Origin of the sequence: Micromonospora sp. WMMD729 (genome assembly GCF_049315225.1) — a bacterium.
Classification (GTDB): domain Bacteria; phylum Actinomycetota; class Actinomycetes; order Mycobacteriales; family Micromonosporaceae; genus Micromonospora.
On record NZ_CP186059.1, the window covers coordinates 1,352,659 to 1,376,741 of the forward strand.

18 protein-coding genes and 1 riboswitch are annotated in these 24,083 nt (G+C 74.4%); of the genes, 11 read left to right on the forward strand and 7 right to left on the reverse strand.

Annotated elements, in window-relative coordinates:
• Window positions 1-32: 32 nt before the first annotated feature.
• On the reverse strand, window positions 33-278 hold the full coding sequence (locus ACN263_RS06245; protein ID WP_234588295.1) for a hypothetical protein: 246 nt from the start codon (window positions 276-278) through the stop codon (window positions 33-35).
• A 76-nt stretch (window positions 279-354) separates the two neighbouring features.
• Complete coding sequence (gene sugE / locus ACN263_RS06250) at window positions 355-669, reverse strand: quaternary ammonium compound efflux SMR transporter SugE (RefSeq protein ID WP_422738867.1); 315 nt, start codon at window positions 667-669, stop codon at window positions 355-357.
• Window positions 670-705: 36 nt separating this feature from the next.
• Window positions 706-774, reverse strand: a riboswitch (guanidine-III (ykkC-III) riboswitch).
• A 94-nt stretch (window positions 775-868) separates the two neighbouring features.
• Here sugE and ACN263_RS06255 point away from each other — a divergent pair.
• The 7 genes from ACN263_RS06255 (at window position 869) to pspM (ending at window position 7,330) form a co-directional block, all read left to right on the forward strand.
• Entirely contained in the window at window positions 869-1,792 is a 924-nt protein-coding gene (locus ACN263_RS06255) for an ornithine cyclodeaminase family protein (protein WP_422738868.1), read from the forward strand.
• Window positions 1,793-1,883: 91 nt separating this feature from the next.
• The gene (rimO, locus tag ACN263_RS06260; protein WP_422738869.1) at window positions 1,884-3,392 is read left to right on the forward strand and encodes a 30S ribosomal protein S12 methylthiotransferase RimO; all 1,509 of its coding nucleotides are present in this window, start codon (window positions 1,884-1,886) and stop codon (window positions 3,390-3,392) included.
• Window positions 3,393-3,469: 77 nt separating this feature from the next.
• Window positions 3,470-4,063: a CDP-diacylglycerol--glycerol-3-phosphate 3-phosphatidyltransferase gene (gene pgsA / locus ACN263_RS06265; protein ID WP_422738870.1), complete on the forward strand. Its 594-nt coding sequence runs from the start codon at window positions 3,470-3,472 to the stop codon at window positions 4,061-4,063.
• A gap of 139 nt (window positions 4,064-4,202) precedes the next feature.
• Window positions 4,203-4,832: a CinA family protein gene (locus tag ACN263_RS06270; protein ID WP_422738871.1), complete on the forward strand. Its 630-nt coding sequence runs from the start codon at window positions 4,203-4,205 to the stop codon at window positions 4,830-4,832.
• 153 nt (window positions 4,833-4,985) lie between these two features.
• A complete protein-coding gene (locus ACN263_RS06275) occupies window positions 4,986-5,444 on the forward strand; it encodes a helix-turn-helix domain-containing protein (RefSeq protein ID WP_357122511.1) in 459 nt (152 codons plus the stop codon).
• 202 nt (window positions 5,445-5,646) lie between these two features.
• A complete protein-coding gene (locus ACN263_RS06280; RefSeq protein WP_422738872.1) occupies window positions 5,647-6,519 on the forward strand; it encodes a PspA/IM30 family protein in 873 nt (290 codons plus the stop codon).
• A gap of 25 nt (window positions 6,520-6,544) precedes the next feature.
• On the forward strand, window positions 6,545-7,330 hold the full coding sequence (gene pspM / locus ACN263_RS06285; RefSeq protein WP_422738873.1) for a phage shock envelope stress response protein PspM: 786 nt from the start codon (window positions 6,545-6,547) through the stop codon (window positions 7,328-7,330).
• Between the two features lie 18 nt (window positions 7,331-7,348).
• Here the strand turns inward: pspM and ACN263_RS06290 are convergent, their stop codons facing one another.
• Together ACN263_RS06290 and ACN263_RS06295 are read right to left on the reverse strand one after the other, a co-directional pair.
• The gene (locus tag ACN263_RS06290) at window positions 7,349-11,005 is read right to left on the reverse strand and encodes a hypothetical protein (RefSeq protein ID WP_422738874.1); all 3,657 of its coding nucleotides are present in this window, start codon (window positions 11,003-11,005) and stop codon (window positions 7,349-7,351) included.
• A gap of 165 nt (window positions 11,006-11,170) precedes the next feature.
• On the reverse strand, window positions 11,171-11,980 hold the full coding sequence (locus ACN263_RS06295) for a DNA-formamidopyrimidine glycosylase family protein (protein ID WP_422738875.1): 810 nt from the start codon (window positions 11,978-11,980) through the stop codon (window positions 11,171-11,173).
• Between the two features lie 109 nt (window positions 11,981-12,089).
• Between ACN263_RS06295 and ACN263_RS06300 the strand changes: the two genes are divergently transcribed.
• Window positions 12,090-13,361: a hypothetical protein gene (locus tag ACN263_RS06300; RefSeq protein WP_422738876.1), complete on the forward strand. Its 1,272-nt coding sequence runs from the start codon at window positions 12,090-12,092 to the stop codon at window positions 13,359-13,361.
• A gap of 28 nt (window positions 13,362-13,389) precedes the next feature.
• Here ACN263_RS06300 and ACN263_RS06305 read toward each other — a convergent pair whose 3' ends face one another.
• Entirely contained in the window at window positions 13,390-13,632 is a 243-nt protein-coding gene (locus ACN263_RS06305; RefSeq protein ID WP_039905669.1) for a CPCC family cysteine-rich protein, read from the reverse strand.
• 37 nt (window positions 13,633-13,669) lie between these two features.
• Window positions 13,670-14,470: an SAM hydrolase/SAM-dependent halogenase family protein gene (locus ACN263_RS06310; protein ID WP_422738877.1), complete on the reverse strand. Its 801-nt coding sequence runs from the start codon at window positions 14,468-14,470 to the stop codon at window positions 13,670-13,672.
• Window positions 14,471-14,795: 325 nt separating this feature from the next.
• Here ACN263_RS06310 and ACN263_RS06315 point away from each other — a divergent pair, with 325 nt between their 5' ends.
• Window positions 14,796-15,404: a hypothetical protein gene (locus ACN263_RS06315; protein ID WP_422738878.1), complete on the forward strand. Its 609-nt coding sequence runs from the start codon at window positions 14,796-14,798 to the stop codon at window positions 15,402-15,404.
• A 392-nt stretch (window positions 15,405-15,796) separates the two neighbouring features.
• Here ACN263_RS06315 and ACN263_RS06320 read toward each other — a convergent pair whose 3' ends face one another.
• Entirely contained in the window at window positions 15,797-20,524 is a 4,728-nt protein-coding gene (locus tag ACN263_RS06320; protein ID WP_422738879.1) for an Lhr family helicase, read from the reverse strand.
• A 179-nt stretch (window positions 20,525-20,703) separates the two neighbouring features.
• Between ACN263_RS06320 and ACN263_RS06325 the strand changes: the two genes are divergently transcribed.
• Both ACN263_RS06325 and ACN263_RS06330 read left to right on the forward strand, forming a co-directional pair.
• Window positions 20,704-21,090, forward strand: a complete 387-nt coding sequence (locus tag ACN263_RS06325; protein ID WP_422738880.1) for a hypothetical protein — start codon at window positions 20,704-20,706, stop codon at window positions 21,088-21,090.
• Window positions 21,091-21,239: 149 nt separating this feature from the next.
• Window positions 21,240-24,071, forward strand: coding sequence for a Na+/H+ antiporter subunit A (locus ACN263_RS06330; protein WP_422738881.1), 2,832 nt, complete (start codon window positions 21,240-21,242; stop codon window positions 24,069-24,071).
• Window positions 24,072-24,083: the final 12 nt, after the last annotated feature.

The window sequence follows — 24,083 nt, forward strand, 5'->3', positions numbered from 1 at the left end:
CCGGTATCCGGCGGGCCCGTGTCGGAGTGCGGTCAGTTGTTGATCAGCGCACCGATGATCACCAGGCTGATGATCGCGGCGACGACGCTGGCCACGGCGGCGTACCAGCCCAGCGGCTTGTCACCGAGCACCGCGCCGACGACGCCGGCGATCACGCCGAGCACGCCGAAGATGATCGGGTTGAGCAACAGGGCGAGCACGGCGAAGACGAAGCCCACGATGGTGAGGATGCGGGCGGCGTTGTTACGTGGGCGGGCGGTGGTGGGGACGTCGGCCATGTCTTCCTCCGGTGTGAGAGCCTGTCGTGCCAGACCGATCAACTACCCACCGTGGACATTGGTCACGCGTACGTCTTCAGTGAAAGATCTTCAGCCCGACCACGCCGGCGACCACCAGCAGCAGGCAGAGGATCCGGGGCAGGCTCACCGACTCGCCGAGCGCCACCATGCCGACCAGCGCGGTGCCGACCGCGCCGATGCCGACCCAGACCGCGTATCCGGTGCCGACCGGGATGTCACGCAGCGCGTACGCCAGCCCGCCCATGCTCAGCACCAGGGCCAGCACGAACACCACCGACGGGAGCAGCCGGCTGAAGCCGGCGCTGCGGTCCAGGGCGATCGCCCAGGCCGTCTCCAGCAGTCCGGAGATCACCAGTACCAGCCAGGCCATCATTCACCTCACGAGGACGAGTCGGGTCTGCACACTGCCGGGGCGTCTTGGCCTGACCGGGTACGCCCACCGCTCGTCCGGAGTGACCGCCACGTCGGGCGTCACCACGGCCGACGCTAGCACCGGCCGGCGGCCCCGGGCGGTGACTCACGCCACCACGCATTGACCTCTACTTCGCTTCAACTTGCACTATGCGGGCATGGCTCTGCTCTACGCCGACCCCGAGGTCGCCGCCGCCCTGGACGCCGCCACCACCGTCGACGCCATGCGGGCCGCCCTGGTGGCCGCGTACGAGGGGCGGCTGGTCGCCCCGCCCCGGGCCGCCGCCCCGCTCGGCGGTGGGCGGATGGTGCTCACCGCCGGGCACCTGGTCGGCCACTGGTACGGCTACCGGTCGTACGACACGTTCGGCCACCCCCAGGGCGAGCAACTGGTCGTGCTGCACGACGCCGACACCGGTGCCGTCCGGGCCGTCGCCGTCGGCGAGGAGCTGGGCTCCCGTCGTACCGGTGGGCTGGGCGGCGTCGCGGTGGACGCGCTGGCCCGGCCGGACGCGGCGACCTTCGGCGTGATCGGCTCGGGGCGGCAGGCGTGGACGCAGGTGTGGGCCGCCGCGGCCGTGCGCCCGCTGCGCGAGGTGGTGGTGCACAGCCGCGCGGCGGCACGCCGGGACGCCTTCGCCGCTCGGGTACGCGCCGAACTCGGCGTGCCGGCCCGCGCGGTCGCCGACCCCGGCGCGGCCGTCACCGGCCGGGACATCGTGGTGCTCGCCACCACCAGTCCCACGCCGGTGCTGCACGCCGACCAGCTGAGCCCCGGCACGCACGTCAACACGGTCGGCTTCAAGCAGCACCACCGCAGCGAGTTCGGCACCGACCTGCTGGACGCCGCCGACCTGCTGGTCACCGACTCGCCGTCCCAGGCGGCGGACTACCAGCCACCGATGCTCGCGGCCGTCCCCCCGTACGCCGGGCGGTTGCTCGACCTGGGCGGCATCCTGGCCGGCGCGGTCCCCGGCCGGACCACGGCGGACCAGGTCTCCGTCTTCTGCTGCACCGGCCTGGCGGGTACCGAGGTCTTCCTGCTCGACGCGTTGACCCGGGTGGCGGCGGTGACGCGTTGACGGCCCGGTGACCGACGCCCCCGTGCGGAGTGACCCCGCCGACCAGCGTGCCCGCGTGCGTGGGCTACCGCGAGCGGCCCGGTACCCTCGGATGGTGTCTGCCACCTCTCCTTCCGCTTCCGACAACGCCGAGGGCCGTCGCGTCGCCCTGCTCACCCTGGGCTGTGCCCGTAACGAGGTCGACTCGGAGGAGCTGGCCGCCCGGCTGCACGCCGACGGCTGGCAGGTGAGCACCGACGGCGAGGGCGCCGACGTGGTGGTCGTCAACACCTGTGGCTTCGTGGAGAAGGCCAAGCAGGATTCGATCCAGACGCTGCTCGCCGCCGCCGGGACGGGCGCCAAGGTGGTGGCCGCCGGCTGCATGGCCGAGCGGTACGGCAAGGAGCTGGCCGACAGCCTGCCCGAGGCGCAGGCGGTGCTGAGCTTCGACGACTACCCGGACATCGCCGCCCGGCTCAACGCCGTGGTCGCCGGTGAGCAGGTCACCGCACACACCCCGCGCGACCGCCGGGAGCTGCTGCCGCTGACGCCGGTGCAGCGCCGGGACACCGCCGTCTCCCTGCCCGGGCACGGCACCGTGACCCGCGCCACCGTCGACGCGGACGAGCACACCCCGGCCCACCTGCGGCAGGTGCTGCGCCGCCGGTTGGACACCGGTCCGGTCGCCTCGTTGAAGCTGGCCAGCGGCTGTGACCGGCGCTGTGCGTTCTGCGCCATCCCGGCGTTCCGCGGGGCGTTCGTCTCGCGTACCCCGGACGAGCTGCTCGCCGAGGCGGAGTGGTTGGCCAAGACCGGCGTACGGGAGCTGGTGCTGGTCAGCGAGAACTCCACCTCGTACGGCAAGGACCTGGGCGACCCGCGCGCGCTGGAGAAGCTGCTGCCGCAGCTCGCCGCGGTGTCCGGCATCGTTCGGGTGCGGGTGAGCTACCTCCAGCCGGCCGAGACGCGGCCCGGGCTGGTCGAGGCGATCGCCACCACCGCGGGGGTGGCCCCGTACTTCGACCTGTCGTTCCAGCACTCCAGTGAGCCCGTACTGCGTCGGATGCGGCGTTTCGGCTCCACCGACCGGTTCCTGGAGCTGCTGGCCGGTGCCCGGGCGCTGGCACCGGAGGCGGGCGCGCGGAGCAACTTCATCGTCGGCTTCCCCGGCGAGACCCGTGCCGACGTGGACGAGCTGGTCCGCTTCCTCACCGAGGCCCGGCTGGACGCGATCGGCATGTTCGACTACAGCGACGAGGACGGCACCGAGGCGGCCGGGCTGCCCGGCAAGGTCTCCGCCGCGACGATCAAGCGGCGGTACGACCGGCTCAGCGCCCTCGCCGACGAGCTCTGCTCGCAGCGGGCCGAGGACCGGCTCGGCTCGACCGTCGAGGTGCTCGTCGACGCGATCGTGGACGGCGTGGTGGAGGGGCGGGCCGCGCACCAGGCGCCGGAGGTGGACGGATCGACCACCCTGGTCGCGCCGGTCGACGGCGGGGTCGACCTGGCCGCGCTGCGCCCGGGTGACCTGGTGCGGGCCACGGTGACCGGCACCGAAGGGGTGGATCTGCTCGCGGTGCCGGATGAGATGATCTCGGCGGCGCCCGGCGCGGCACGGTGACGGCGGGCCCGGACGGAGCGGGGGAGCCAGGTGGTGCGGTGCCGGGAACGCCACGGCGGCCCGAGCGGAGCGAGACGGTGACCGGGGCGACGGAGTCGACGCCGGCCCGGGTGGTCCCGCGGGTGCCCGTGCTCAACGCGGCCAACGCGCTGACCGCGTTGCGGCTGGTGCTGGTGCCGGTCTTCGCCGCCTCGGTGATCGTGTCGGGGATGACCCACGCCGGCTGGCGGATGGCGGCCTGTCTGATCTTCGCGGTGGCGTCGGCGACCGACCTGGTGGACGGCTGGATCGCCCGCCGGTTCGGGCTGGTCACCTCGGTCGGCAAGGTGGCCGACCCGATCGCCGACAAGGCGCTCACCGGCGCGGCCCTGGTGCTGTTGTCCTGGTACGACCGGCTGCCCTGGTGGGTGACGGCGCTGATCCTCGTCCGCGAGCTGGGCATCACCGGGCTGCGGTTCTGGGTGATCCGGCACGGCGTGATCGCGGCCAGCCGTGGCGGCAAGATCAAGACTGCGCTCCAGATCCTGGCCATCGCCTGGTACCTCTGGCCGATGCCGGCCGGCCTCGCCGCCGTCGGCCCCTGGATCATGGGCGCCGCCGTCCTGGTCACGGTGGCCACCGGGTTCGACTACATCCTCCAGGCCCTCCGCCTCCGCCGCCCCCGCCCCTGACCCCCTTCTGAGCCCGGTGATCATGAAGTTGTTGCCGTCCGGATCGGCGTGTCGCGGCGATAACTTCATGATCGACGGGGTTCGGCCGGGAGGGTTGGCCGGGAGGGTTGGGGGTCGGCGGGTGGGGAAGGACGGGATCATGCAGCGGGAAGAGAACGCGACGGGAAGCGCGGCGGCGGGCGTCGTGCACAGCCTGTCGCAGCGGCGCGAGACCCTCGCCACCGTCGAATCGCTCACCGGCGGGCTGCTGTCCGCGTCGATCGTGGAGATCGCCGGGGTCAGCGGCATCTACCGGGGTGGGCTGGTCGTCTACGCCACCGAGTTGAAGGCCACCCTGGCCGGCGTACCGGCCGATCTGCTGGCGGCACGCGGACCGGTCGACCCCGACGTGGCTGCGGCGCTCGCCGAGGGCGGTCGGCAGCGCTGCGGAGCGGACTGGGGGCTCGCCACCACCGGGGTCGCCGGCCCCGAGCCGCAGGACGGCAAGCCCGTCGGCCTCGTCTACGTCGCGGTGGGCGGCCCGACCGGCGTGCAGGTCCGCGAACTCCACCTCGACGGCGGGCGGGACCACGTCCGCGCGGCCGCCGTGATCGAGGCGCTGCGGCTGCTCGCCGAGCGCATCCACGCCGCCGACGAGGCAGCCATCGAGGGCCGGGAGCCGGCGCAGGCAGGCGCCCCCGCCGGCGCGGGATCCGCCGGGAACGGCCCGGAAACAGCCGGCGACGACGCCCGGGACGGTCTGGGGACGGCCGGCGCGGGGCGGCGGTGAGCCGTGCCGCCAGGATCCGACGGGCGGGGTGGGATGTCGCCGGGGCCCGCAGCGGGTACGGTTGCGGGAAGGCTCCGACGCTCGGAGTCGGCGCGGTCCGCCGCGGCCGGCTGCCTGCCGCCGGGCGTGAGGTATCCCTCAGGGGGAGGTGCGATGGTCCTGCTACGCCGGGTGATCGGTGACGCACTGCGGGCGCGCCGGCAGGGACAGCAGCGCACACTGCGTGAGGTGTCCACCGCCGCCAATGTCAGCCTCGGTTACCTCTCCGAGATCGAGCGGGGGCACAAGGAGCCGTCCAGCGAACTGCTGGCCGCGATCTGTGACGCGCTCGGCGCCCGCCTGTCCGAACTTCTCCGCGAGGTGAGCGACACCGTGGCGCTCGCCGAGCAGATGCCCGCCGGGGTGCTCGTCGGCATGCAGGACGAGCCGGCCGAGGCCGCGCCCGTCGCGCCGGCCGCCGTCCGCAAGGCCGCCAACCGGGGCGTCCGCCAGGTCACCTCCGACGGCAAGGTGGCGGTGTCGGTCCGGCAGGACTCCCCGCTGCGGGCGACGCTGCGCAGCACCCGGGTCCGGCCCACCGAGCGCGACCGGGACGTGGTCTGCGCCGCCTGAGCCCGGTGCGTCCGTTGCCCATGGGCGACGTGGCCTTCGCCGCGTAGGGTTGCCCGCAGGAGCCGACGGTGCCCGTCGTGCACCCGGTACGGATGCCGCGCTGGCGTTCGGCTGGGACGATGGAGACCGGCCGGATCGCGGTCGGTCGGCGCAATCCGGCCCGACCGCGGTGGAGCGACGCTACTGAGGGGATACCGCGGAGATGGCGAACCCGTTCGTCAAGGGCTGGAACTACCTGATGGCGCTCTTCGGCGCGAAGATCGACGAGCACGCCGACCCCAAGGTGCAGATCCAGCAGGCCATCGAGGATGCCCAGCGGCAGCACCAGGCGCTGGTCCAGCAGGCGGCGGCCGTCATCGGCAACCAGCGTCAGCTGGAGATGAAGCTGTCCCGGCAGATGTCCGAGGTCGAGCGGCTCCAGGGCAACGCCCGGCAGGCCCTGGTGCTGTCCGACCAGGCCCGCGCCAAGGGCGACGAGGCCGAGGCGGCGCGGTTCGAGCAGTCCGCCCAGGCTCTGGCCACCCAGCTGGTCTCCGCCGAGCAGGCCGCCGAGGACCTGAAGACCCTGCACGACCAGGCGCTCGGCGCGGCCGCACAGGCCCGCCGGGCGGTCGAGAACAACTCGATGATCCTCCAGCAGAAGCTCGCCGAGCGCACCAAGCTGCTCAGCCAGCTTGAACAGGCCAAGATGCAGGAGACCGTGGCCCGCTCGTTGGAGTCGATGTCGTCGCTGACCGCACCCACCAACACCCCCTCGCTGGACGAGGTGCGGGACCGCATCGAGCGGCGGTACGCCAACGCGATGGGCCGCGCCGAGCTGGCCGGCAACTCCGTCGAGGGCCGGATGCTGGAGATCCAGAAGGCGACCATCGACTCGGCCGGTTCGGCGCGGCTGGAGCAGATCCGCTCCAGCATGGCGGGGGAGCAGCTCGGCGGCACGGCGCAGCGCCCGGCGGTCCCGCAGGCCGAGCAGGCGGCCCCGGGCAGCGACCCGACCGCCGCCGCCCGGCTGGACGAGCTGCGCGCCAGCATGGCCCGCGAGCGGGGCACCGGCGACCCGACCGCCGCCGGCTGAACGACCGGTCCGAGGGGGTCTTTCGGTGGCAGACGAGCGGACGCGCTACTTCCGTCAACTGGGTCGGCTGCGCCGGTCCGCCCGACGGTGGAGCGTACTGGCCGGTGGGCTCGGCGGGGCCGCGGCGGTGCTGACGCCGTACGCCGGACTCGGTCTGCCGGACGCGGCCTGGGCCGGCGCCGCGGGCAGCGCGGTGGCGTTGGCCGCCTGGCGCTGGATCGACCTGCGGGCGCTGGCCGCCCGGCCCGCGCCCCCGGCGCTGGACCCGGCCGAGGCCGCCGCCCGGTCCCGGGCCCGGCTGGTGGCCGCCGTCGAGCGGCTCCCGGTGGGCTCCGGCGTGCTGGCCGAGGTACGCCGGGTGCGCAGCCGGGTCGCGCTGCGCGGTACCACCGCCGGGCAGCAGTGGGCGCGACTGGACCGCGCCTCGCTCACCCTGGCCGGGATGGCACCCCGGCTCACCGGGCTCGCCGAGCCGGCCGTGCGGGAGGCCGCCGACGCCGACCGGTCGCTGCGGGAACTCGCCAACCGGGTGGCCAGCGTCGAACGGGCCCTGCGGCTCGCGCCGACCGACGCCCGGGCGCCGCTGGCCGACGCGCACGCCACCCTGACCGCGCAGTTGGAGGGCGGGGTGGCCGCCTACGAGCGGTTGGTGGTCGCCGCCGCCGGCTACCTCGCCGAGGACGCCCGCCCGGAGCCCACCCACCCCGCCGCCGATCGGCTCACCGAGGCCACCGACCTGCTGCACGGCGTGGCGTCGGCCCTGGCCGAGCTGCGCGCGGGCGGCGCCGGCCTGCGCACGCCCACCCGCTGAGCCGCGCCCGACCGCCGGTCACGGTGGCGTCGTCACCGGGATCGGCCCGGTGTACGGCGAGCTGCCCACGACGTTGAACGACCGGATCCGGTAGTGGTAGGTCACGCCCCGGGCCAGGCCCGTGTTGGTGAAGCCGCGACCGGTGACCGTGAAGGTCGCCACCTCGTGGGCGAACGCCGGGTCCAGCGCCCGCTGCACGATGAACCCGGACCCCGGCCCGACCGGTGTGTTCGCCGCCCAACCCAGCACCACGGTGGCGGTGTCCGGGCCCGGCGCGCTCGCGGTCGCGTTCACCTCGCCGGGGGTGCTCGGCGCGGGCGGCGTGCTCGCCGCGGCCACCGTCGACCACGCCGAGGCGGCCCCGAGATAGGTGGTGCGGACCCGGTAGTAGTACGTGGTGTCCGGGGCGGCCGTGGTGTCCAGGTGGTTGTCACCCACCCCGATCGCGGTGGTGCCCGGCCCGCTGGTGAAGGTCGGGTTGGTGGCCCGCTGCACGTCGATGCCGGTGGCGAAGGAGCGGTTCGTCCAGCGCAGCGCCACCCGCAGCGGGGCGGCGGGCGGGATCGCCGCGATCAGCCCGCCCGGCGCGGCGAGGTGCACCGAGGCGGGGACGCTGTTCGACCAGGACGAGTAGCTCACCTCGTTCTCCGCCCGGATCCGGTAGTGGTACGTGACGCCGGGGGTCACCGTCGCGTCGGTGTAGCGGGTCGCGGTCGCCGCGACGGTGATCGTGGTGACGTCGCCGCCGAAGGACCCGTCGGTGGCCCGTTGCAGCAGGTGGCTCGTCGCGGGCGGGCGTCCGCCGTTGCCGGTCCAGGCCAGCGCGATCGCCGGTAGGGCGGTGGCCGAGCCGGGCACCGGCGTGGCGGTCAGCCCGCTGGGCGCGCGTGGCGTCACCCGCAGCACCAACGGCCGGCTCATGCCCAGGTCACGATGGCCGGCGAGCTGGCTGTGCCAGCGGTACTCCCACCCCAGGTTGACCATCTGGTTGACCACCACGGCGGGTCGCCCGTCGGTCGGGCTGACCGGCGTCGATCCGGTCCGCGCGCCGGCCGGACGGCCCGGGTCCAGCAGCCGCACGCTGTCGCCCAGCTTGAACGGCAGGGCCGGGGCGACCGGGCGCAGCGCCACCACCACGTCCTCGCGGGGGTTGACCCGGACGATCTGCTTCCAGCCCAGCTCCGCCGGGTGCGGCGGGCGCTGCGTGCCGTCCCAGCCGACCCGGTTGACGATCTGCACGTCGCAGCCGCCGAAGCGCAGCGGCTCGGTCTGCCGTACGTTGCCGCTGATCCGCCAGAGCTGCGTGCCGTCGGTCGGCGCGCCCACTCCAGTGGCCGGGTCGGCCGCGAACAGCACCTCGGTCACCGGATCGGTCGGCCCGAGCGGCAGGGTCGCCGGGGCGAGCGGTCCGGTGTGCGGGTGGCCCACCCCGAGCCGGCCGGCCAGCCGGCCGTGACCGGGCTCGAAGACCTGCTGCACGGCCTTGACCTCGATCGGCAGGGTCACCGGACCGGTGCCCGCCAGCGGCGTGAACGTCACCGTGTCGGCGTGCGCCGAGACGACCGTCTCGGCCGTGGTCCGGCTGCCGAACGCCGGGTCGTACGCCGGCTGCGGCACGATCGGCGGGCGCTGGCTGGCCGCGTACGCCACCGGCAGCCGCTCCCGCAGCCGGCCCAGGTCGTACCGCCCCTCGGGCGTGCCGGCCACCCGGAACTGCAACAGGGTACGGGTGTTCGGCCCGTACCCCGGCTCGGTGGGTGGTGGACCACCCTCGGCCGTGCGGTCCGGCGCGTCGGTGTGCTGGTCGTAGCGCGGGTCGAAACCGGGCAGCGGCGCCGGGGCGTCGTTGTAGAGGATCAACGTGCTGCCCGGTTCCACGGTGGAGAAGTCGACAAGCACGTCGGCCACCTCACCCGGGGCGAGCAGGAGCGTGTGCCCGTCCACGTTCAACACCGTCGGGTCGAGCCGGTCGTAGCGGTAGCTGATCGGCCGGTTGGGCAGCACCACCGGAGCGGGCAGCAGCCCGGCCTCGTTGCCGATCTGGACGAACTCCGGTCCGGCGGCGCGCGGGTCGGGCACTCCGCCGTCACGCCCGTCGCTGGGCCAACCGGCCGGCCGGTCCGCCGACCGTACGGCGGGCACCATCGGCACCTCGCCGGCGTCCGCGTCGGCCAGCGCCCCGTCGTCTGACCACATCGGGGCGTCCGAGCAGGCCCGGTAGAGCTGGAGGTTGAGGCTGCGGTCCAGGCAGGCGTTGAGGACGCGCAGGCGGTACACGGCGGGGCGCACCCGCAGGTATGGATAGGCGACACCGTTGACCAGCGGGGTGTCCCCGTACGCCGCGGGCACCGCGGACGGGTGCGGCACCCCGGGGCGCAGCGGTGGCTCGGCGCCACCACCGACGGGATCGTGGTGCGGGTTCGGCACCGGTCCGGGGCCGGTCAGCGGTGGTTCCCCGGCGATCCGCTCGGCCATCGGCCAACCGTCCACGGTGGGTCCGCTGTCGCCCCGGCCGCCGTCCGGCGCCGGATGGCGCGACCAGGGGCCGTAGTCCCACCGTCCGGTGGGGTTGCGCCCGCCGGACCGGTACGGGTTCTGTCGGGGCTGGTAGACGTGGGGGTACCACAGGCTGCCGCGAGCACCCCAGCGTTCCCGGTCCCAGGTGGGGTCCTCGGCGGCCAGTTGGGTGTCGTCCGGCACGAAGGTCTTGTCCTCGATCACCAGGGGCACCTGCTCGGCCGGCAGCACCCCGTCGGCGACGAGCTGGTCCTCGACCGGGTCGGTGAGCAGGTACGGCGCGAGCTGGCCGGCGTAGACGGTGAGCCGGGCCAGCCCGAGGGTGTTGTCGTGGAACCAGAGCAGCCGGCCGCTCTGCTCGTTGGGGAAGTAGAGCGTGGTGGCGCCGGCCCCGGGGGCGGGCATGTCCGGCACCGGCGTGAGGCCGGTCCCGACCGGGTACGGGGTGATCTCCCCGGCCGGGGTGATCCAGTGTCCCGGGTTGCCCGCGCTCGTCCAGCCGGTCTGTGCCCCGGCCAGGTGCAGCACCGCCCGGTTCTGCGGGTACGGCGCCGGACCGTCCAGCGGCCCGAGGCCGGCGCCCTCGACCGTCTCGTCGACCGGCAGGAACAACTCGCCCGCCCGGCCGGTGGGCAGTTGGTTGATGAACTTCACCCGGACCGGTCGGCCCCGCCGGGCGCGGATCATCGGGCCGAGGTGCCAGGGCCGCTCCGGCGGTGCCACCGTGTTGTGGCCCGCCGCGTCGGTGCCCAGGTTGAGCTGCCGGTAGCCGCGCAGCCGGGTGACCGGCAGGTCCCGGTGCAGGCGTTGCGCGTACTCCTGGAGCCCGATCTCGTAGTAGTCGCAGCCCGGGTAGCTGATCGTGTCCGGCACCGCCACCGGCAGCGCCTCGTCGCCCGGCACGGGCAGCGCGTCGACGAACTTGCGCAGCCCGGTTCCCGGCACCGGCCGGCCGTCGGGGTCACGCGTCGGGCGGGGACTGTACGCGACGTTCGGCACCGGTCCGAAGCAGCGTGGCTCGGCGGACGGGTCCAGGCTGGCCGTGGGCGCCGCCTCCTCGGGGGCGGTACGCGCGGTCGGGACGGACGCCGTCCGACCGAGGCCGTCCGGGGCGGGCCGGAAGAGGAAGGTGGAGCGGAGTCTGCGGAAGATCGCCATGACTCTCCCCGGGGTCGGGGCACGAGGAACGCCACCCCGACGTGGCGGCCCTCGGCACTCTGCTGACAGGCGGTGAGCACCCAACCGCAGCATGCGACGTCGAGGGGTCGGTTAGGAATTACCCAATCGTCCGTATCTGGGATGACCTCGATCCACAACGCCCGCTCAGCTCGGCGGCGGGGTCCCCGGCCGCTCCGGCTGACAGACCGGGCACCAGTAGGTGACCCGTTCGCCCAGCTCCCGCTTGGCGATGGCGGCGCCGCAGCGGCGGCACGGCTGGGCGCGGCGGCCGTACACGTAGCTGGTCTGCCCCCGATGCAGCGAGCCGGTGCTGCTCTGCGTCCAGCGGCCCCGGTTGGCGGCCAGCAACCGCTGTGCGAGGTCGACCAGGCCCGGCAGGTCGGGCACCGCCCGCACGGGCGTCCACGGGGACACGCCGCGCAGGAACAGCACCTCGCACTTGTAGAGGTTGCCCACCCCGGCCAGGTTACGTTGATCGAGCAGCGCCTCGCCGATGGTCTGCTCGGGATGCCCGGAGAGCCGGTCGACCGCCTCGGCCGGGTCCCAGTCCGGGCCGAGCAGGTCCGGCCCGAGGTGGCCCACCAGGGCGTCCTCCTCGGCGGTGGGCACCAGGGCCAACTCGTGCAGGTGGTAACCCACCGCCACCGCGCCGGGGCTGCGCAGCACCACCCGGATCAGGTGTGTGGGCCGTCCGCTCCATCGTTCCCCCGGCGCGTACGCCCGCCACGCGCCGTCCATCCGCAGGTGGGAGTGGAGCGTCCACGGGGCGTCGTCCGGGGCGGTGAGGCGGAGCAGCAGGTGCTTGCCCCGGCTGGCCGACTCGCGGACGGTCCAGCCGGTGAGGTCGGTGGTGGCCAGCTCAGGCACCCGGAAGTCGGAGCCGGTCAGCCGCGCACCGGCCAGCGCGCGGTGCAGCACGCGGGCGGTGTTCCAGACGGTGTCACCTTCGGGCACCCTGCCATCCTCCCTCTTTCGAGCAAGATTCGCATGTGTCGCTATTTGTAGCCAGGTTCCTCATGATCTCCGGACATGCAATGGTCAGGGAGTTCTGAGGAGAATGCCCATGAGACGACGCCATTGTCGTATCCGACCCGCCACCCTCGCCGCCATCCTCGCCCTCGCGCTCGTCGTGGCCCTGGTGCCCGTCACCCGCGCCGCCCGGACCACCGCAGCCCCCGCGACCGCCGGGTCACTCACCCTGACCGCCGCCGCGCCCGCCGGCGAACGGTGGAGCGCCGACCTGTCCGTCGTCGACCGGGACGACGTCAACGTCCGTCGTACCGCCGCCGGACTGCGACTGCGCGAGGCCCGCCCGGCCGAGCGCAGCCCGCGCAGCCCACACAGCGCGCTCGCCGAGGGCATGCTCCTCACCGCCCCACGCACCCTCGCCCGCCCGGCCACCCGGGTCCGCGCCGAGATCACCGCCGACATCCCCACCGGGGCGAGCGTCGAGGCGCAGGTGCGCGGGTGGCGGCTCAACGGCTGGACCGAGTGGCGGGCCGCGACCGCCGGCGCGGTCTTCGACCAGCCGGTCAGCCGCGTACAGACCCGGGTGGTGCTGACCGCCCGGGCCGGCGCGGCCACCGCGACGGTACGCGGCGTCCAGCTCACCGCCGACGCGACGGCCGCCGTGTCCGCCGCCACGCCCGGCCTCACCTACCGGGTGTACGCCACCCGGATCGGACTGGTCGGCGAACTGACCGCCAACGGCCGCACCGTGCAGCCGCGCGACCACTTCGTGGCGCTACCGTCGCGCCGGGGCCTCTCCCCGCTCAACACCGGCGACTACACCGTGCGGGTCTGCACCACCACGGGCGCGCGCTGCGAGTACGCGCCGGTCTGGGACGTCGGACCGTGGAACACCCGCGACGACTACTGGAACCCGTCCGCCGTCCGCGAGAACTGGAAGAACCTGCCGCAGGGCCGGCCCGAGGCGCAGGCCGCCTACCAGTCCGGCTACAACGGCGGGAAGGACCAGTTCGGGCGTACCGTGCTCAACCCGGCCGGCGTCGACCTGGCCGACGGCACCTTCTGGGACGGCCTGCAACTCACCACCAACGCCTGGGTGGACGTCGCGTACCTGTGGACCGGCGGCGGACCGCGCGCCGTCGTGGGTGACGGCCCGCTCAACATCCGCACCGGGCCCGGCACCTCGTACGCGGTCCGTGGCCTCGCCGCCCGGTTCGCCAACGTGCCGGTCCAGTGCTACGTCACCGGCCAGTCGGTCGCCGGCCCGTACCGCACCACCACCAGGTGGAACCGCCTGGCCACCGGGCAGTACGTCAGCCACGCGTACGTCTCCACCGTCTACGGCGGCACCGTGCCGGCCTGCTGAACCGGCCTGCGCCTCGGCGGGCGTCGCCTCAGGGGCGCTCGTCGGGGCGGGCGGGACGCACCATGTCCTGGTAACGCGGGTGACTCGCCCCGTAGACGGCGTAGTTGAGCCGGGCGTGCGACAGGCTCAGGTCGCCGTTGGCCCCGCCCCGCACCGCGTCCGCGTCGGCGTCGCTCTGGCCGTCGTCGGTCCAGAAGCAGACCGGGCAGGTCCCGCCGCCGGTCCGGGAGGCACAACAGGGACAGCCCACGGGAACTACGTGTTCACCCACCGGTTCACCCACCGGGGCAGCATTCCACAGTCGAATGTCAGCCGGCCACCCGCAGGAGGTCACCCGGGCGTACGCCGAGAACGTCCACGGCCCGACCGCCGTTGACCGCCACCGCCACCAGGTCGGCCGAGTCGACGTACACCACCAGGGCCTCAGGTGGCGCGTCGCCGAACGTCCGTCCGCGTACCGCCCGGTGGGACGGTGTCGGCCCGGGCGGGCCGACCCGGACGGTGGCCGCGAGCGCACCGAGCACCTCGCCCGGCGCGGCCAGTTGCACGTTTCCGAAATGGTCGACGGTCAGCACCTCGGCGGTGAAGCCGTCGGCGTCGCGGGTCACGACCGGCGGTGGCAGCCGGACCAGGTCGTCCGGGTCGATCGCCGGGCCGGCCTCGGTCAGTGGCTCGCCGAGCGCCAGCCGCGCCGCCACCGGAGCGAAGACGTCCCGGCCGTGGAACGTGCCGGACACCCGGGTTGCCAGCCACCGGGGCTCGGTGAGTTCCACGGCGGCGCGCACCCCGCCGAGCGCGGCGGCCGCGTCGGGCAGCAACCCGTTGTCCGGGCCGACCAGCAGCCCACCCGGGGTGGCCAGCGCGATGCCCCGGCGGGCGGTGCCGACACCCGGATCGACCACCGCGACGTGCACGCCCACCGGCAGGTACGGCACGGTCTGCGCCAGCACGGCGGCCCCGCGCCGGACGTCCGCCGGCGGCACCAGGTGCGTCACGTCGATGACCCGGGCGGCGGGCGCGATCCGGGCGATCACCCCGTGACAGGCGGCCACGAAGCCGTCGTCGAGGCCGTAGTCGGTGGTCAACGAGATCCACGGTGTGCCGGACACCCCCGCAGGCTAACGCCCCCTCCCTCCGCGTGCCTCCGTCCGCGCCGTCCGCGCGTCCCGCTTTGCCCCGCGCCCCGCGCCCCGCGCCCCGCGGCAAGATCCGCGCAAGTTCCCTGTTGTTGCTGCCTGCGGCGGGTGGGAGGCAGCAACATCCCCGATGTTGCGCGGATCTTTCGGCGGAGTTCGCCTGCGGGTGGGCGGCACGGGATAAGCCGCATCGACGAGGGCGACCGAGCAGCCCGGCGGGTCCGGGTGGCGGATAGTGGACAGCGCGGTGGCCGACCGGCCCCTCGCGCCGCCCAGCGTGGTTGGGCAGACTGCGCCTGTGACACTTCGGAGCCTGCCCGCCGTCGGGGTCCTACTGGTCGCCGCTGCCGTCATCGCCGGCTGCGGCCGTGGTGACGACGCCGAGCCGTCGAGTGCCGCCCCCGGTGTCTCGTCCACGGCCGTCCAGGTCACCGATCTGCCGAGCCTGCCGGATCCCTCGGCCGTTCCGTCCGGCACCGACTCGGCCGTACCGCCACCAGCACGGTCCGCCACGCCGCCCACCGTGCCGTCGGTGCCGCCGCAGGGACCCGTCGAACGCCGGCCGGCCAGTCCGCCGCCGGTGGTCCTGCCCCCGCGTCCGGCAGGTGCGCCCAGCGCGCGGCAGGTCGTCGACGCGTTCAAGGCCGCCGGTCTGCGGGTCACGCACCCCAAGGACCGCTCGGTCGACTGTGGTCCGGACGGTCTCGGGCTGGGCTGCTCCGAGATCGTGGCCACCGACGGCGTCACCGTCTACGTGTTCCCCGACGAGACCAGCGCCGGCGACATCGCCGAGACCTGGGGTGGGCAGTCGTACCGGCGTGGTGCCGTGGTGCTCAACTACCTCGAGGCGAAGACACCGGCAGCCGACCGTCTCCGCTACGAGAAGACCCTCAACAGCCTCCGCTGAGGCAGCCCCGCTGCCCCGCTGCCCCGCCGTCCCGGTGCCCCGCTGCGCCGCCGTCGGGCGGCTGTGGCCGCGCATGGCTGTTGTGCCTGTGATGCCTGTGCGTCATCAAGATGACGCACAGGCATCAACGCCACAACAGTGGTGCTGGCCCAGCGGCGGGGGAGAGCTGCCGGATCGCGTGAGGGTGCCGCGGGCGAGCGTCTGCCACCCGGATGGCCGTCACGCAGGGAGCCGATGACGCGCATGGCCGTCACGCGGGAAGCCGATGACGCGCATGGCCGTCACGCGGGAAGCCGGTAACGCGCACAGGACGCCGGGCGCGGTCGGCAAACCGCGTGGGTGGAGCACCGACCGGTTGAGCGAGTCGCGCGGTCCCTGCGCCGGGTGACGGGTCAGCCGCGTAGGCGTAGGCCGCGCGGGGTGGCCCGGAAGCCGGCGGCGGTCAGCGCGTCCCGCAGTGGTGAGGAGTGCACCGCCTCGCCGTCGGCGCGCTCGACCGACATCGCGCCCAACGCTCCGGAGTGGACGGCGTCGGCGAGCGCCTTACCGGCCGCCGCGAGGGTCTCGGTGTCGTCGGTGAAGGAGAGCAGGGTCCGGCCGCCGCGTTCCACGTACAGCACCAGGTCGCCGCCAACCTGCACCACCAGCGCCCCGGCCTTACGGCCGGCCCGGTGGCCGGTCGCGGCGGTGGCCCCGTCGCCGGAGTCGACGACCCGGTCCGGCCAGGGGAGCGCCGCGCCGTACGGGTTGGCGGGATCGGTGGCCGCGAGGACGGTGGCCGGCCCGCCACGGCCGCGCGCGCCGTCGGTCGGCTCGGCCAGGGCGCGTAGCCGGTCCACCGCGCCGGGCACCGCGAACTGCGCCGCCCCGAGGCCTTCCACGAAGTAGCCCCGGCGGGCCGCGCCGCGTTCCTCCAGCGCCGACAGCACCGGGTAGACCGCCGAGAACCCGCCGACCACCTGCTCGGCCATGACCGCGCCCCGGGTGACGACCCCGTGCCGTTCCAACAGGACGTCGGCGAGGGCTGCCGCCCGCCGGGTCGGGTCGAGATCCCGCTCCGGGAGCCGCGACCAGCGGCCGGCGACGGTCGGTGGGCCGCTGCGGGTGGGCAGCGCCACCCGGCCGGGCCGCCGGTAGCGGGTGCGCGGCGCGGCCGGGCGGGACCGGTGCGCCCCACCCGCGCCGAGCACCGCACGTAGCGGGGCGAGCGTGTCGTTGGTGAGGTGCCCGGCCCAGACCAGGTCCCAGATGACACCGGTGAGCGCGGCGTCGTCGGTGGCGCCGACCCGGTCGGCCAACGCGCGGAAGAACAGCGCCTGCCCGTCGCCGAGCGCGTCCAGCACCGCGTCGTGCAGCGGGGTACGCGTCAACGCCTCGTCGGGCGGCGGCAGCAGCAGCGGCGCGGCGTCCGCGTACGCCAGGGTGACCCAGCCGTCGCCTCCGGAGATCGCCCCCGAGCCGGCCCAGAGCACCTCCCCGCTGGCACACAGTTCGTCGAGCTGGGCGGGGGAGTAGTCGGCGACCCGGCCGGGCAGCACCAGCCGTTCCAGCGCGGACGCCGGCACCGCCGCGCCCTGCAACTGCTCCACGGTGGCCGCGAGCGCCTCGACGCCCCGTGCGGACGAGCCGACCTGCTGCCAACGGGGCAGGAAGGTGGCGAGGGCCCGGGGCGGCACCGGCTCGATCTCCCGGCGCAGCGCCGCGAGGGAGCGGCGGCGCAGCATCCGCAGCACCTCGGCGTCGCACCACTGCGCACCCGCCGTGTCGGGCGTGAACTCGCCGGAGACGACGCGGCCGGTGGCGGCGAGGCGGCGCAGCGCCTGCTCGACCACGAAGACGCCGAGCCCGAAGCGGGCCGCGCAGGTCGCGGCGGCGAACGGCCCGTGGGTGCGGGCGTACCGGGCCACCAGGTCGCCCAGCGGGTCGGTCACCGGGGCGAGGTACGCCTCGGCGACGCCGACGGGCAGCGCCACGCCGAGCGCGTCGCGCAACCGGGCGGCGTCCTCGATGCCCACCCAGCGCTGCTCGCCGGCGATCCGTACCCGCAGCACCCGGCGGGCGGCCTCCAGCTCGGTCAGCCAGCTCTCCGGCACGCCCCGTTCGGTCAGCTCGACATCGCTCAGGTCGCCCAGCACCCGCAGCAGCTCGACCACGTCCTCCGCGTCGCGCGGACGGCGCTGCTCGGTGAGCCAGCGCAGTTGCCGGTCGGTCTCGGCGAGGACCGCCGGATCCAGCAGTTCGCGCAGGTCGACCCGGCCCAGCAGCTCACCCAGGAGGGTGGAGTCCAGGGCCAGGGCGGCGGCTCGACGCTCGGCGAGCGGGGCGTCGCCCTCGTAGAGGAACGCGCCCACGTAGCCGAAGAGCAGCGACCGGGCGAACGGCGACGGTGCGCTGGTCTCCACCTCGACCAGGCGTACCTTGCGGGCCGCCAGGTCGCGCATCAGCTCGGCCAGGGCGGGCTGGTCGAAGACGTCCTGCAGGCACTCCCGGGCGGCCTCCAGGGTGACCGGGAAGTCGGCGTACTCGCGGGCGACGTCGAGCAGTTGCGCGGCGCGTTGCCGCTGCTGCCAGAGCGGTTGGCGGCGGCGGGGGTCGCGGCGGGGCAGCAGCAGCGACCGGGCGGCGCACTCCCGGAACCGGGCGGCGAAGAGCGCCGAGGTGCCGACCGACTCCTGCACGAGCTGGGCGATCTCGTCGGGCTCGAAGACCACCACGTCGGCCCCGGGTGGCTCGTCGGCGGTGTCCGGAAGGCGCACCACGATCCCGTCGTCCGAGGGCATGACCTGGGCGTCCACCCCGTACCGCTCGGCCAGCCGGCGGCCCACGGCGAGGGCCCAGGGCCCGTTGACCCGGGCGCCGAGGACGCTGTGCACGGCGAGTCGCCAGTCGCCCAACTCGTCGCGGAAGCGCTCGACCACGACCGTGCGATCGTCGGGCAGCGACCGGGTGGCCTCCCGCTGGTCGCGCAGGTAGGCCATCAGGTTGGTGGCGGCCCAGTCGTCCAGGCCGCCCTCGCGCAGCGTGGTCAGCGCCGCCTCGTCGCTCTGTCGCAGCAGGGCGCGGACCCGCGCGCCGATGGCCCGGCCCAGCTCCACCGGGCGGCCGAGCTGGTCGCCCTTCCAGAACGGCATCCGCGCGGCCTGCCCCGGCGCGGGGGAGACCAGCACCCGGTCGGGGGTGATCTCCTCGATGCGCCACGAGGACGAGCCGAGCAGGAAGACGTCGCCGACGCGCGACTCGTAGACCATCTCCTCGTCCAGCTCGCCGACCCGGGCGGCCCGCTCCGCGCCGGCCAGGAAGACCCCGAACAGACCCCGGTCCGGGATGGTGCCGCCGCTGGTCACCGCCAACCGCTGCGCGCCGGGACGGCCGGTGAGCTGGTCGCTGGCCCGGTCCCAGACCAGTCGGGGACGCAGCTCGGCGAAGGCCGTGGACGGGTAGCGACCGGAGAGCATGTCCAGTACGGCGTGCAGCGCGGAGTCGGGCAGCTCGGCGAAGGGCGCGGCCCGCCGGACCAGCGCCGCCAGATCGCCCACCTGCCACGGCTCCAGGGCCACCATCGCGACGATCTGCTGGGCCAGCACGTCCAGCGGGTTGCGCGGGTAGTGCAGCTCCTCGATCGCGCCGTCGGTCATCCGCTCGGCGACCACCGCGCAGGACAGCAGGTCACCCCGGTGCTTGGGGAAGACCACCCCGCGGGAGACCGCGCCCACCTGGTGCCCGGCCCGGCCGACGCGTTGCAGGCCGGCGGCGACGCTCGGCGGGGCCTCGATCTGCACCACCAGGTCGACCGCGCCCATGTCGATGCCCAGCTCCAGGCTGGAGGTCGCCACCACCGCCGGAAGCTGGCCGGACTTGAGCGCCTCCTCGATGTGCTTGCGCTCCTCCCGCGAGACGCTGCCGTGGTGGGCGCGGGCGATCACCGGCGCGGCCCCGGTCGCCGCGCCGGACTGGGCCATCACCTCGGCGGGCGCGCGACTGCCGCCCGGGCCGGGCGCCGAGCCGCCGTTGGCCGGCGGCCGGTTGCGCGCCGGGCCGGCCGGGCCACCCCACCGCTGCGCGCCGGACGCCGGGTCGTCGTCGGCCGCCGGCTGGTCGCCCGACGACGACCCCGGGGGTACGACGATCGCGCCCCCGCCCGACGCGGAGGCGAGCGCGGCGGTGGCCACCTCCTCGGCGGCCAACTCGTTGAGCCGCGCGCAGAGGCGCTCGGCGCTGCGGCGGGAGTTGGTGAACACGATGGTGGAGCGGTGCTGCCCGATCAGCGAGAAGACCCGCTCCTCGACGGCCGGCCAGATCGAGGCACGGCGCGGCCCGGGCCCGCCGAGGTCGTCCTCGGGTGCCTGCTCCTGCTCGTCGAGCCGGGTCATGTCCTCCACCGGCACCTGCACGCTGACCTCGATGGTCTTCGCCGTGCGTGGCTGTACGACGTCGACCGGCCGGGCACCGCCGAGGAACCGGGCGCAGGCGTCGATCGGTCGGACGGTGGCGGAGAGGCCGATCCGTTGTGCCGGCGTGGGCAGCAACTCGTCGAGGCGTTCCAGGGAGAGGGCGAGGTGGGCCCCGCGTTTGCTGCCGGCCACCGCGTGGACCTCGTCGACGATCACCGTCTGGACGCCACGCAGCGAATCCCGAGCGGCCGAGGTGAGCAGCAGGAACAGGGATTCGGGCGTGGTGATGAGGATGTCGGGCGGGGTGCGGGCGAACGCTCGTCGCTCGTCGGCGGGGGTGTCACCGGTGCGCATCCCGACGGTGATGTCGGGGGGCGGAACGCCGAGGCGGGTCGCCGCCTGCCGGATGCCGGCCAGCGGCGCGCGCAGGTTGCGTTCGACGTCGACGGCGAGGGCCTTGAGCGGGCTGACATAGAGGACCCGGCACCGCTGGCGTGCCTCGGTCGGTGCCGGCTCGCGGGCCAGCCGGTCCAGCGACCAGAGGAAGGCCGCGAGGGTCTTGCCGGAGCCGGTGGGTGCCACGACCAGGGCGTTACGGCCGGCCGCCACGGACCGCCAGGCGCCGGTCTGGGCGGCGGTGGGCGCGGCGAAGGCGGCGTCGAACCAGGCGCGGGTGGCCGGACCGAACTCGTCCAGCACCTCGCCCTCACCCGCGTCCGCCCTCGTCACCGATCCATCGTGCCCCGCCGGTACGACAACCACGAACGTCCCACGGGAGATCGTGCCACGCTGCGTGGAAATTGCGCCTCCTGCACCTTTAATACGTTAAGTCTCACTTAACTGCTTGCTTGTGCGGCGCAACATAAAGTAACTTCACCCGCAACGCGAATCGGGTGGGGAGGGATCGGATGACCGGCGAGCCGCGACACGTCGAGCCCGGCACCGATGTGCTGATCCGCAAGGTCGACAGTCACCTCGCCGCGCTCCGGGCCGGCCTGCACGGGCCTGAGCTGGAGCTCGCCGAACGTCTCGCCGGTTGCCTGCGGGAGTTGGTCGTCTCCACCGCCCAGGCCAGCGCCGCCGACCGTGGTCAGGTCCGGGTCGCCGTGCACTACTTCGTGCTGCGCCGTGAGAGCCGGGGCCGGTTGCTCTCGATGCGATCCCTCGCCGTCGCGGAACGGGTCGTCGCCAAGGTCGCCCGCCAGCTCGGCCGCGTCGACCTACTGGCCGACCTGCGTCGAGGTCACCAGGACCTCGACGACGCGCTCCCGGTGGGCGACGCCCTGCTGCGCTGACCGCCACCCGAAGCAACCGCTGCTGATCGCACATTATGCCCGGCGTTGGGGCAATTCCGGCAAAACCGCCCATCGGGCCGTTATCTGGCGTCTGATCGCTGGAGACACCACCGCCGTACGGGTGTCGGCCACCTCGATCGGGAGCGCGAGTGCTGGTACTGCTCATCCTCCACCTGGTGGCGGCCATCGTCGCGCCGCTTCTCGTTCGGCGGTGGGGTCCGCGCGCGTGCTATCCGCTGGCGCTCGCGCCGGCCGCCGCGTTCGGCTGGGCGCTGGCCCGTACCCCGGCTGTCGGGCACGGCGGCGCGGTGGTCGAGACGTACCCGTGGATCGGGCAGTTGGGCCTCGACATCGCGCTGCGCCTCACCACGCTGTCCTGGCTCATGACCCTGCTGATCGGCGGCGTCGGCGCGCTCGTGCTCGTCTACAGCGCCCGGTACTTCGACGCCGGCTCGCCCGGGATGGCCCAGTTCGCCGCCGTCCTGGTCGCCTTCGCCGGCGCGATGCTCGCCCTGGTCTTCGCCGACAACCTGCTGCTGCTCTACGTCGGCTGGGAGTTGACCACGATCTTCTCGTACCTGCTGATCGGGCACAGCACCGAACGCCGGCCCAGCCGCTGGGCGGCGGCGCAGGCGCTGACCGTCACCACGCTGGGCGGGCTCGCCATGCTGGTCGGGTTCATCCTGTTGGGCGAGCACGCCGGTAGTTACCGCTGGTCCGAGATCGCCACCCACCCGCTGCCCGCAGGCGGCTACCTCGTCACCGCGGTGCTGCTGATCCTGGCCGGAGCACTGTCCAAGTCGGCGGTGCTCCCGTTCAGTTCCTGGCTGCCGGTCGCCATGGCGGCGCCCACTCCGGTCAGCGCGTACCTGCACGCGGCCGCCATGGTCAAGGCCGGCGTCTACCTGGTGGGGTTGCTCGCGCCGGTGCTCGCCACGGTCGGCCCGTGGCGACCGGTGGTGCAGGTCGCCGGGGTGGCGACCATGCTTGTCGCCGGGTGGGCGGCGCTGCGACAGCACGATCTCAAGTTGCTGCTCGCGTACGGGACGGTCAGCCAGTTGGGCCTGCTGGTCGCGGTGACCGGCGCGGGCACGCCGGACGCCGCGCTGGCCGGTACGGCGATGCTGCTGGCGCACGCCCTGTTCAAGGCGGCGCTGTTCCTGGTGGTCGGCGTCATCGACCACGGCGCGGGGACCCGGGACCTGCGCGAGTTGTCCGGGCTGCGCCGCTGGTCCCGGCCGTTGTTCGGGGTCGCGGTGCTGGCGGCGGCGTCGATGGCGGGCGTACCGCCGCTTGTCGGGTTCGTCGCCAAGGAGGCGGTGTTCGCGGCGTTCACCGGCGATCCGGTGCTCCTCGCCGGTCTGGTCGCCGGGACGGTGCTCACCGTCGCGTACAGCGCCCGCTTCCTGTGGGGCGCGTTCGCCGACCGGCCGGGCGTCGAACCGGCCCCACCCGCGCCGATCGCCGCGTCGATGTTGCTGCCACCGGCCGTGCTCGCCGTCGTCGGGCTGCTCGCCGGTCCCGCCGCCGGGGTGCTGGACGGCCTGCTGAGTCCGTACGCCGAACTGCTGGGCGGCCTGCACGGGCACCTTACGCTCTGGCCCGGACCGACCGCGGCCCTCGGTCTGTCCGTGCTGGCACTGGTCGGCGGCGGCCTGCTCTTCGCGCTGCGCGGGCCGCTCGCGCCCGCGCTGGCCCGGCTCCGCTCGCCGGTCGGCGGCAACCAGGGGTACGAGTGGGTGGTGGGCCGGTTCGACCGGTTCGCGATCGCGGTCACCGGCGCGACCCAGCGCGGCTCCCTGCCGCAGTACCTCGGCATCATCCTGGTCACCCTCGTGCTGCTGCCCGGTGGGGCGATGCTCGCCGCCGCGCCGTGGCGGGCCCGACTCCCGCTCTGGGACAACCCGCTGCAACCGGTGGTCGTGGTGGTGGTCTCGGTGGCCGCGCTGCTCGCGGTCGGCGCGCGGCGGCGGTTGACCGCGATGCTGCTGGTCGGCGTCACCGGCTACGGCACCGCCATGCTGTTCATCCTGCACGGCGCGCCAGATCTGGCGCTCACCCAGTTCCTGGTGGAGACCGCGACCATCGCGGTGTACGTGCTGGTGCTGCGTCGCCTGCCGGAGCGGTTCTCGGCCCGCCCGCTGCGCCGCAGCCGGTGGACGCGTCGGGCGATCGGCGTGGCGACGGGCGTCGTGGCGGGCGGGCTCGCGCTCGTCGCGTCCGGCGCCCGCCGCGCTCCGGACATCTCCACCGTCTTCCCGGCCCTCGCCGTGGGCGAAGGGTACGGCCGCAACGTGGTCAACGTGACCCTCGTCGACATCCGCGCCTGGGACACCATGGGGGAGGTGTCGGTGCTGGTGGTGGCCGCCACCGGGGTGGCCAGCCTGATCTTCGAGCGGGGCCGCACCGGGCCGAGGCCACGCCGGCCGGAGTCCGCCGCCGTGCTCGGGACCCACCGTCCGGTCTGGTTACGGGGCGGCCCGACCCTCTACGAGGAGCGGCGTTCGATCGTGCTCGAGGTGGTCATCCGACTGATCTTCCACACGGTGGTGCTGTTCTCGCTGTTCCTGCTCTTCTCCGGGCACAACGCGCCGGGTGGCGGCTTCTCGGGCGGCCTGGTGGCCGGGCTCGCGCTGGTGGTCCGCTACCTGGCCGGCGGGAGGTACGAGCTGACCGATGCCGCCCCGGTGGGCGCCGGCCTGATCCTCGGCGCGGGGCTGGCCCTGGCGGTGGGTACCGGCGCGGTGGCGTTGCTGGCCGGTGGGTCGGTGCTGGAGAGCGCGAAACTGGACGTGTCGCTGCCGCTGGTCGGCGACGTCCACCTGGTCACGTCGCTCTTCTTCGACATCGGCGTGTACCTGATCGTGATCGGGTTGCTGCTGGACATCCTGCGCAGCCTCGGCGCCGAGGTGGACCGGCAGATCGAGGCCACCGGTACGGAGACCGGCGGCCTGTCCATCGACAAGGGTGGACGGCCGTGAGCGCGAGGAGTG

Excerpts from the sequence above, each read along its gene's own strand:
- ACN263_RS06245 (WP_234588295.1), bottom strand. The coding sequence starts at position 278 with ATGGCCGACGTCCCCACCACCGCCCGCCCACGTAACAACGCCGCCCGC.
- sugE (WP_422738867.1), bottom strand. The coding sequence starts at position 669 with ATGGCCTGGCTGGTACTGGTGATCTCCGGACTGCTGGAGACGGCCTGG.
- ACN263_RS06255 (WP_422738868.1), top strand. The coding sequence starts at position 869 with ATGGCTCTGCTCTACGCCGACCCCGAGGTCGCCGCCGCCCTGGACGCC.
- rimO (WP_422738869.1), top strand. The coding sequence starts at position 1,884 with ATGGTGTCTGCCACCTCTCCTTCCGCTTCCGACAACGCCGAGGGCCGT.
- ACN263_RS06270 (WP_422738871.1), top strand. The coding sequence starts at position 4,203 with ATGCAGCGGGAAGAGAACGCGACGGGAAGCGCGGCGGCGGGCGTCGTG.
- ACN263_RS06275 (WP_357122511.1), top strand. The coding sequence starts at position 4,986 with ATGGTCCTGCTACGCCGGGTGATCGGTGACGCACTGCGGGCGCGCCGG.
- ACN263_RS06280 (WP_422738872.1), top strand. The coding sequence starts at position 5,647 with ATGGCGAACCCGTTCGTCAAGGGCTGGAACTACCTGATGGCGCTCTTC.
- ACN263_RS06290 (WP_422738874.1), bottom strand. The coding sequence starts at position 11,005 with ATGGCGATCTTCCGCAGACTCCGCTCCACCTTCCTCTTCCGGCCCGCC.
- ACN263_RS06300 (WP_422738876.1), top strand. The coding sequence starts at position 12,090 with ATGAGACGACGCCATTGTCGTATCCGACCCGCCACCCTCGCCGCCATC.
- ACN263_RS06325 (WP_422738880.1), top strand. The coding sequence starts at position 20,704 with ATGACCGGCGAGCCGCGACACGTCGAGCCCGGCACCGATGTGCTGATC.